The organism is Streptomyces sp. NPDC007856 (assembly GCF_042868225.1).
Classification (GTDB): Bacteria; Actinomycetota; Actinomycetes; order Streptomycetales; family Streptomycetaceae; genus Streptomyces.
Genome location: NZ_JBIAEC010000066.1, coordinates 1 through 8028, shown reverse-complemented (window position 1 = coordinate 8028; position 8028 = coordinate 1). Strand labels below are relative to the sequence as shown.

The following is an 8028-nucleotide window of genomic DNA, read 5'->3' as shown; positions in this document are numbered from 1 at the left end:
GATCAACGGGACCCGACTGAGGATCATCGACGCGCACATCGCGGTGACGACCGCCAAAGGGCTGCGGCTGGATGGCCAATACCGGCTGGCCACCACGCTGACTGATCACCGCCGCTACCCCGCTCCGGAACTGGTGGAGCTCTACCACGAGCGATGGGAGATCGAATCGGCGTTCTACTCGCTCCGCCACACCTTGCAGTGCGGCCTGGTACTGCGCTCCCAGGACGCGGCCGGGATCCAGCAGGAGCTATGGGCTCATCTGACCGTCTACCAGGCACTGCGCCGGGCGATGGTCGAGGCCGTCGAGACGCTTGCCGGCACGGATCCGGACCGTGCTTCCTTCACCGTCGCCCTGGAGACCGCGAAGGAACAGCTCGTCACCGCGGCAAATGTGCTGCCAGATACCGGACCAGGGCGCATCACATCGGCCCTCCTGCACGATCTACTCCCACCCCGGCAGGCTCGCGTCAACCCGCGCCGTGTCAAGTGCCCGATCTCCCGCTACGCCGCCCCGCCCGACCAGGCACAAGGCCTTGGGGCCTCCAGGATCACGAGCATCGCCGTCACCGTGCACTCGTCCGCCGGCACCGGCTCTGACGGGCGTCGCGACCGCACGCTGCAACTCCTGCGCACCAACCCTCTCCAATCCTGGCGCGCATGCGAAATCGCCTGCGGTATTGGGCTGGATGACTCTCGAGGACTACGCGCGGAACTGGGGCGCTGGGTCCGCGAAGGAATCCTTCGACGCACCGGGCGAGGCATCTACACCCTCGAACCCGAGTGGATCACAGCCGACCTCCACCACTCGGTCCCGCCCCAGTTGACAACCGCGGATCGGCCTTAACTCCGTGGTCTTGGGGTATTTTATCGGGGCAGCCATGGTCAGATCTCCTTTCACGAGAACCATCTGACCCTCTGTCACCACCCGCCGCATCTCGGGGGAAGCTCACGCAGGACCGCACAGCAGTCCTTAACCAGGTACGCCAGCACCTGGCCTGGGCCGAGGCGGGCGGTTCCTTATGGCCTGGCGACCATCTGCTCAGCCCGCCCGGCACCAGGCCGTGAAACAGTGCAGGGACCCCGGGCGCAGCCCAGTCCCCAGTGGAGCGCGACCACCACCGATGGCGCCTGCGATCTGCCGCACGCCGAGCACGGCCGTAAGGCCGCGCAGCGGTTGGCCCGCTATCAGCGGATGATGGCCCGGCCGGCGTCGGCGGCCGAAGGCGAGCCCGCATCCGCTGGCTACCGGACGGCGCAGACGCGGGCCGGTAGCCGCACAAGAAGACCGCCCGGCAGCGTTGGGACGCCGCCCGCAAGTGGGTGAAGTTTGTGATGCGCGACCACGACGGCGTGGCCGTGGAGGACTTCCGCCCGAAGGTCACGCGCCGCCCGAGCGACGGGGGCGGGGCGGGCAGGTGGCGCAGCCCTGCCCCACCAGCGGCGGGAGGAAGCGAGAGTCCGTACTCAAGCCGAAGCCTTCACGCTTTGGTGATGTGACGGACCTTCCGAGCCGAAATACCCGGAATGCTGAGAGCCGCTGAGGCTTTGAGCAACGGAGCCTTCAGTGCTGCGAGAGGGTGTACGCCCGCTGCCATGCGATGGTGACTGCTTGGGCGATTCCGCCGATGACGGTCGCGTCTCCGTCCAGTGCCGACGCCGCGAGTTCGGGCAGCGGCAGGGGTATGAGTGCGGCGAGCCGGAGCCTGAGGGGCTTGATGAGGGACGCCGCGTGGCGGCCGAGGGCGCTGCCGCCCAGCACGATCAGCTGTGGGTCGAGCAGGGCGATGACCGGGACCAGGGCCCGCGCGAGAAGTCCGACCTGCCGCTCCACGATCGCGGCGGCGGCGGGATTTCCTGCCTGCGCGGCCTGCAAGACCTGCTCGGGCGAGCAGTTTGCGCCCAGTCCCGCCTGCCGGGCGGCGGCGGCGATGGCGTCGGCCGCCGCGGCACTCTCGAACGCGCCGCGCTCGCGGACCTCGCCGTCCGGGTCGACGGAGCCGTCGCCGACCAGCAGGAATGCGATCTCGCCGGCCGCACCGCGCGCGCCGCGGTGGAGTCGGCCGCCGGTGATCGTGCCCAGGCCGATGCCGGTGCCGACCGAGAAGAAGACGAAGTCGTCGACGCCGCGGCCGATTCCTGCGGCCTGCTCGCCGAGCGCTGCCAGGTCGACGTCGTTCTCGAACCGGACCCGGTCGCCGAGTTCCTCGGCGAGCAGTTCGACGACGGCGGGGCGGTCCCAGCCGGGTAGGTTGGCCGCGTGCCGCATCCGGCGGGACGCCGGGTCGTAGATGCCCGGGCTGGCGATGACGATGCTGTAGACGTCGCTGCGGCGGACGCCGTTGCCGTCGAGGAGCTCGGTGACCAGGTGCGCGAGCTGGTGGACGAGTTCGGTCGCGTCCTGGGTCCGGGAGGGCTCCTGGCGCCGGTCGATGACGGTCCCGCCCAGGTCGGCGAGGGCGCACTTGATCCAGCGTGACCCGACGTGGACGCTGATCACCCGCCCCGCGTCCACGTTCGGTTCCCATAGCCGGGCGGCGCGGCCGGCCTGGCCGGTGCGCAGTCCGGTCTGGCGTACGAGTCCGGCGGCCTCGAGCCGGGTGATGGCGAGGTTGACGGTGGGCCGGGACAGCCCGGTGTCGCACGACAGCTGGGAGGCCGACACCGGCGCCTGCCGCTGCAGGTGCTCCAGGACGACCCATTCGTTCGCCTGCCGCATGCTGCCCGGTCCGCGCATGACCGTGGTGAAGGGAGGCGTGTCAGGGCTGTCCACTGTCGTCGTCGGCATGGGCGTCATCCTGCCAGGTCGGTTCGGAGTGAGTTCTCCCACCAGCATATTGTTTTCGTTAGGAAGGACGCCTTACATTTGCCGGGCCCTGAATCCGCCCCCCGTTGCAAAGGCGCAGTGTCGTGTCGACTCCCCCTCCGTCCGGCGGCCTGGCCCGCCGGATCGGCCTGCTCCAGGCCACCGCGTTGAACATGAGCCAGATGGTCGGCGTCGGCCCGTTCATCACGATCCCGCTCATGGTGGCCGCGTTCGGCGGCCCGCAGGCCATCATCGGCTGGATAGCCGGCGCGCTGCTCGCCCTGTTCGACGGTCTGGTCTGGGCAGAGCTCGGCGCCTCCATGCCCGGCGCCGGCGGCACGTACGTCTACCTGCGGGAAGCCTTCCAATACCGCAGCGGCAAGCTGATGCCGTTCCTCTTCGTCTGGACGGCGATCCTCTTCATCCCGCTGATCATGTCCACCGGCATCGTCGGCCTCGTCCAGTACCTCGGCTACCTGTGGCCGTCGATGGGCCAGACCTCCGGCGACATGGTCGGACTCGCCCTGATCGCGCTGATCGTGCTGCTGCTGTGGCGGCGCATCGACTCCGTCGCCCGGCTCGCCACCATCATGTGGGGCGTCATGCTGCTCGCCGCGGGCCTCGTGGTGATCGCCGCGTACTCGCACTTCCACGCCCACTACGCCTTCACCTACCCGCACGGCGCCTTCAACCTGCTGGGCGGCAAGTTCTGGACCGGCTTCGGCGCCGGCCTCGCGGTGGGCGTCTACGACTACCTCGGCTACAACACCGCCGCCTACCTCGGCAGCGAGCTGAAGAACCCGGGACGCACCCTGCCGCGCTCCACCGTCACCGCCGTCTTCGGCGTGATGGCGATCTACCTGGTGCTGCAGGTCGGCGTGCTCGGCGCGGTCGACTGGCACCGGATGCTCGACCCCAACTCGGCCGTCTACCAGTCGATGGCGTCGGTCATCCTGGAGCAGGCCTGGGGCCGCGGCCCGGCCGAGGCCGTCACCACCCTGATCCTCATCACCGCCTTCGCCTCGGTCCTGGCCGGCCTGCTCGCCGGCTCGCGGGTGCCCTTCGACGCGGCACGGGACGGCGTCTTCTTCCGCTCCTTCGCCCGGCTGCACCCCAAGCACGGCTTCCCCACCGTCGGCCTGATCACCATGGGCGTCATCACCGCAGTGGGCTTCATGATCGGCCGCCACACCGACATGGGAACCCTGATCCAGCTGCTCACCGCCGTGATGGTGCTGGTGCAGACGCTGTCCCAGATCGTCGCGCTCACCGTGCTGCGCAAACGCCAGCCGCAGCTGCGCCGCCCCTACCGGATGTGGCTCTACCCGCTGCCCAGCGTGCTGGCCTTCGCCGGCTGGATCTACATCTACGTGTGCGCCGACCACAACGCCCCCGGCCGGCACCCCATCGAGTGGTCGCTGGCCTGGGTTGCCCTCGGAGGGCTCGCGTTCACGCTCTGGGCCCGCAAGGAGCGCATCTGGCCCTTCGGCGACAAGGAGATCCACGAGCAGTACGCAGCAACCGCTCTCGACGCCGACAAGGAGCCGCTCCCCGCATGACCACCAGCACCACCGAAGCCGCCCCCGCCGTCCCCCAGGCCGGGGGCGGCCCCGCCCCGTACCACGTCCTGGCCATCGACCTCGGCGGCACCAAGACCGCGCTCGCCGCAGCCGCCCCGGACGGCAGCGTGCTGCACCGCGCCGCCATCGCCACCCTCGCCGACCAAGGCGCCGACCAGGTCATGCGGCGGGTCGCCGAAACCGGACGCGAACTGGTCGCCCGCACCCAGGCCGACGGCCACGGCCCGCTGCGTGCCGTCGCCGCCGCCTCCCCGGGCATCGTGCTGGACGACCGGATCCTGCTGGCGCCCAACAACCCGGGCTGGGAGCAGCTCGCCCTGGCCGCCACGCTGGGCGCCGCCTTCGGCATCACCACCGTCGCGGTGGAGACCGACGTCAAGGCCGCGGCCCTGGCCGAAGCCCGCTGGGGCGCCCTGGCCACATCCGGGTGCGGCATCTTCCTCAACCTGGGCACCGGCCTGTCCGCCGCCACCGTCGTCGGCGGCCGGGTGCTGCGCGGCGCGCACCAGGCCGCCGGCGAGATCGGCTCCCAGCTGCTGAGCACCGCCGACATCCAGGACGCCGGCGACGGCCGCGCGCCCCTGGAGGAGTACATCTCCGGTCGGGCACTCGCCGACCGAAGCTCCGCGCTGCTCGGCCGGCCCGTGACCACCGCCGACGTCTTCGCCCTCGCCGAGCACGACCCAGCCGTGGCCGAACTCGTCGACGACGCCCTGGACACCCTGGGAATGCATCTCGCCAACCTGGCGATCGCCCTCGACCCGGACACGATCGCGGCCGGCGGCGGACTGACCCGCGCGGGGGACCGCATCCTGCCCAGGCTGCGCCGCATCCTCGACCGCGCCGTGCCCTTCCCGCCGGCCCTGGTGCCCGCGCACTTCACCGAGACGGCGCCGCTCACCGGCGCCGTCATCCTCGCCCTGGACGCCGCAGCCGCCCCGCACCCCGCACCTGACTGGAGCCCCGCCGCATGACCACCCCCGCCGGATCCCAGCAGCACCGCCCCGGCCGCGTGATGTCCGCCGAGATGGCCGAGCAGCCCGCGGTGCTGCGCCGCCTGCTGGAGCAGGGCGCGCCGCAGATCCATCGGGTCGCCGACCTGATCGCGGCCCGCGCCCCGCGCTTCGTCCTGCTCACCGCCCGCGGCACCTCCGACAACGCGGCGCTCTACGCCAAGTACCTGGTCGAGGTGATGCTGGGCAAGCCGGCCGGACTGACCTCCATGTCCACCACCACGGCGTACGGTGCACGACCGGACCTCACCGACACCCTGGTGATCACCGTCAGCCAGTCCGGCGGCTCGCCCGACCTGGTGGCCTCCACGCGGGCGGCCCGGGAGGCCGGCGCGATCACCCTGGCGGTCACCAACAACCCCGGCTCACCGCTGGCCGAGACCGCCGAGTTCCACATCGACGTCATGGCCGGACCGGAGCGGGCACTGCCCGCCACCAAGACCTACACCGCCGAGCTGCTGGCCCTGTACCTCTTCGTCGAACGGCTGCAGGGCGGTAACTGCGCGGCGGCCAAGGCGCTGCCCGAACTCGCCACGCAGATCCTCGCGCGGCGGGACGAGATCGCCCAGCTGGCCGCCCGCTACCGGTTCGCCGAGCGGCTGATCCTCACCTCGCGCGGCTACGGGTACCCGACCGCCAAGGAAGCCGCGCTCAAGCTCATGGAGACCAGCTACATTCCCGCGCTGGCCTTCTCGGGCGCGGACCTGCTGCACGGCCCGCTCGCCATGGTCGACAACGTCTCGCCGATCATCGCAGTGGTCTCCGAGGGCAGGGGAGGCGAAGCGCTGCAGCCGGTTCTCGACCGGCTGCGCCAGCGCGGCGCCGACCTCGTCGTCATCGGTGACCGGGACCAGGTCGAGACGGCCTCCGCGGGGTTCGTCCTGCCGGCGTCCGGCGTGCCGGAGGAACTTCAGCCGATCTTGCAGATCCTGCCGCTGCAGATGCTCGCGCACGAGGTCACCATGGCTCGGGGCCAGGACCCCGACGCGCCCCGGGCCCTGGCCAAAGTCACCGAGACGCACTGAGGCGCACCGCACGATCCAGCGCCAGCTGGGCGTGCGGGGGCCTTCCCGCGGCGCCGGTCGGTGCAGCCGCCCTGCTCGGCCGCGGATCCCGGCCCCCTTCATGATCTTCTCCACGGTGGTGTGGCTGATGTCGATGCCGTAGCGGTGGCCGAGTTCCTGCCTCACCCTGCGGTATCCGTAGGTGGAGCCGGACTCCTGGTGGATGTCGAGGATCAGACGGGTCAGCCAGGCCCGGCACCGTGCTCATGGAGAGGGGGTGCGTGCGCGCCAGGCGTAGTAGCCGGACTCCGAGACGTCGAGGAGTGCGGCGATCCTGCGTGCGGAAAATCCCTGCGCTGCCATGCGGTGGATCACCTCGTAACGTCTTTTGGGAGCATCGTCTGCCGCATCGTGGCGATGACTTCGCGGCACATGAGGACTTCCCGCTCCAGTTCGCCGATGCGGGTGCGGGCCCTTGCCGGATTGGACTCGGACTCAGGTCAGCGCCGCCAGCGGTAGACCGTCTGCAGGAAGACGCCCAGTTGCCGTGCCACTTCCTTGGCCGGCGACCAGGGCGCAGACGTCATCGCCGAGCACCCTCGCCTGGGCCGCCGGTCATCCAGGCCAAACACACCGAGGTCGCCGCCCGCGTCGGCTCCCACGTGATGTACCAAGTGAAAGGGACCGCCGGACCCGCCCACCGCGCCGACATCGCCGTCGTCGTCACCAACGGCCACCTCGCCCGCGATGCCAAAACCTGGGGTCAGCGTCACCACATCCACTGGGTCGACCGGGACCGGCTCGGCCAGTGGGCCCACGACGGCATCCCGCTGCACCAACTGCTGCGGCTACCGGCCAGAGGGCGACGCAGGAAATCCACCCGCCCGGCCCAAGGCGCATCGTCCTCCACCTCGGCGACGAGTTGAGTACACGGGGCAGGCAGCCGGGACAGCCTTTCGAAGCCCGGCGAACTGCGCGAGCATCCCGGCTGACTCGGCACCTCTGCTCCGCTCCAGCCTGCCTGCAGATCCGGGCTGCCCCGATGCCCGGCACACAGGGGTTGCCGCAACCCGCTGCCGCACCCGTTGCGTGTCTGTACGGTCGTCGGTGCAACTCCCGATCCAGGCACGGACCGCGCCTCCCCCCGGGGCGGCGGCTCGCGACAACCACCCCACAGCAAGAGCAGGCAGGAAGAAGCAGTAGTGGAACACGGCGATTACCTCACGGTGCTGCCCCGCATCGCCCGTCTGGTGGCGCGCAGCGGGGAGCTGAAGAGCGAGCTGGTGGCCTTCGCGCACAGTCCGCGCTTCGCCCGGCGGTTGGATGCCAGGATCGCAGAGGCAGCGGGCCAGCTCGGCTTCCTGGATGAGGCGATGGCCGTCGAGACCATCGACCACTTCGTGGTGCAGCACCGGCTGGCGGACGGCTCGAGCGTTCTGGAGCGGTTTGTCGCTCAGCGGCGGCCGCCGCTGGACGAGGACGAGCGGGCGATGCTGCTCGGCTGGCGTGACGTGGTGGAGGCAATCTTCGAAATACAGGGCCGCGAAGGGGATGCCGTCGTCCTGCACAACCTGCTCGATGACCTCGACTACCGGGTCCACTCCAACCTGGGCCGGCGCGCCCTTGGC

At 70.7% G+C, this 8028-nt stretch carries 7 protein-coding genes and 3 pseudogenes; 7 read left to right on the top strand and 3 right to left on the bottom strand.

All coding sequences use genetic code 11. The features are described 5' to 3' along the window. Positions 1–844 (top strand): transposase (locus ACFYOH_RS44085; RefSeq protein ID WP_388637834.1); only part of this gene is annotated, 844 nt, incomplete at its 5' end. A gap of 261 nt (positions 845–1105) precedes the next feature. After that, positions 1106–1389, top strand: a pseudogene (locus ACFYOH_RS44080) (transposase); the annotation flags it as partial. A gap of 172 nt (positions 1390–1561) precedes the next feature. Here the strand turns inward: ACFYOH_RS44080 and ACFYOH_RS44075 are convergent. Further along, entirely contained in the window at positions 1562–2785 is a 1224-nt protein-coding gene (locus tag ACFYOH_RS44075) for an ROK family protein (protein WP_388637831.1), read from the bottom strand. Between the two features lie 122 nt (positions 2786–2907). On the opposite strand from ACFYOH_RS44075, the gene ACFYOH_RS44070 reads away from it, so the two are divergent. From ACFYOH_RS44070 to ACFYOH_RS44060, 3 genes are read left to right on the top strand one after another with little or no spacing between them, the layout of a single operon-like run. Beyond that, positions 2908–4362, top strand: a complete 1455-nt coding sequence (locus ACFYOH_RS44070; protein WP_388637828.1) for an APC family permease — start codon at positions 2908–2910, stop codon at positions 4360–4362. Further along, a complete protein-coding gene (locus tag ACFYOH_RS44065; RefSeq protein ID WP_388637825.1) occupies positions 4359–5357 on the top strand; it encodes an ROK family protein in 999 nt (332 codons plus the stop codon). Before ACFYOH_RS44070 ends, ACFYOH_RS44065 begins: the two co-directional genes overlap by 4 nt. Then, on the top strand, positions 5354–6421 hold the full coding sequence (locus ACFYOH_RS44060; protein ID WP_388637823.1) for an SIS domain-containing protein: 1068 nt from the start codon (positions 5354–5356) through the stop codon (positions 6419–6421). The genes ACFYOH_RS44065 and ACFYOH_RS44060 overlap by 4 nt, the downstream gene beginning before the upstream one ends. 84 nt (positions 6422–6505) lie before the next feature. Here ACFYOH_RS44060 and ACFYOH_RS44055 read toward each other — a convergent pair. Next, positions 6506–6634: pseudogene (locus tag ACFYOH_RS44055) on the bottom strand (transposase); the annotation flags it as partial. Positions 6635–6664: 30 nt separating this feature from the next. Then, the gene (locus ACFYOH_RS44050) at positions 6665–6832 is read right to left on the bottom strand and encodes a helix-turn-helix domain-containing protein (protein WP_388637821.1); all 168 of its coding nucleotides are present in this window, start codon (positions 6830–6832) and stop codon (positions 6665–6667) included. A 233-nt stretch (positions 6833–7065) separates the two neighbouring features. On the opposite strand from ACFYOH_RS44050, the gene ACFYOH_RS44045 reads away from it, so the two are divergent. Together ACFYOH_RS44045 and ACFYOH_RS44040 are read left to right on the top strand one after the other, a co-directional pair. Then, a complete protein-coding gene (locus tag ACFYOH_RS44045) occupies positions 7066–7326 on the top strand; it encodes a hypothetical protein (RefSeq protein WP_388637819.1) in 261 nt (86 codons plus the stop codon). A gap of 276 nt (positions 7327–7602) precedes the next feature. Next, positions 7603–8028, top strand: a pseudogene (locus ACFYOH_RS44040) (hypothetical protein); the annotation flags it as partial.

Excerpts from the sequence above, each read along its gene's own strand:
- ACFYOH_RS44075 (WP_388637831.1), bottom strand. The coding sequence starts at position 2,785 with ATGCCGACGACGACAGTGGACAGCCCTGACACGCCTCCCTTCACCACG.
- ACFYOH_RS44065 (WP_388637825.1), top strand. The coding sequence starts at position 4,359 with ATGACCACCAGCACCACCGAAGCCGCCCCCGCCGTCCCCCAGGCCGGG.
- ACFYOH_RS44060 (WP_388637823.1), top strand. The coding sequence starts at position 5,354 with ATGACCACCCCCGCCGGATCCCAGCAGCACCGCCCCGGCCGCGTGATG.
- ACFYOH_RS44045 (WP_388637819.1), top strand. The coding sequence starts at position 7,066 with ATGTACCAAGTGAAAGGGACCGCCGGACCCGCCCACCGCGCCGACATC.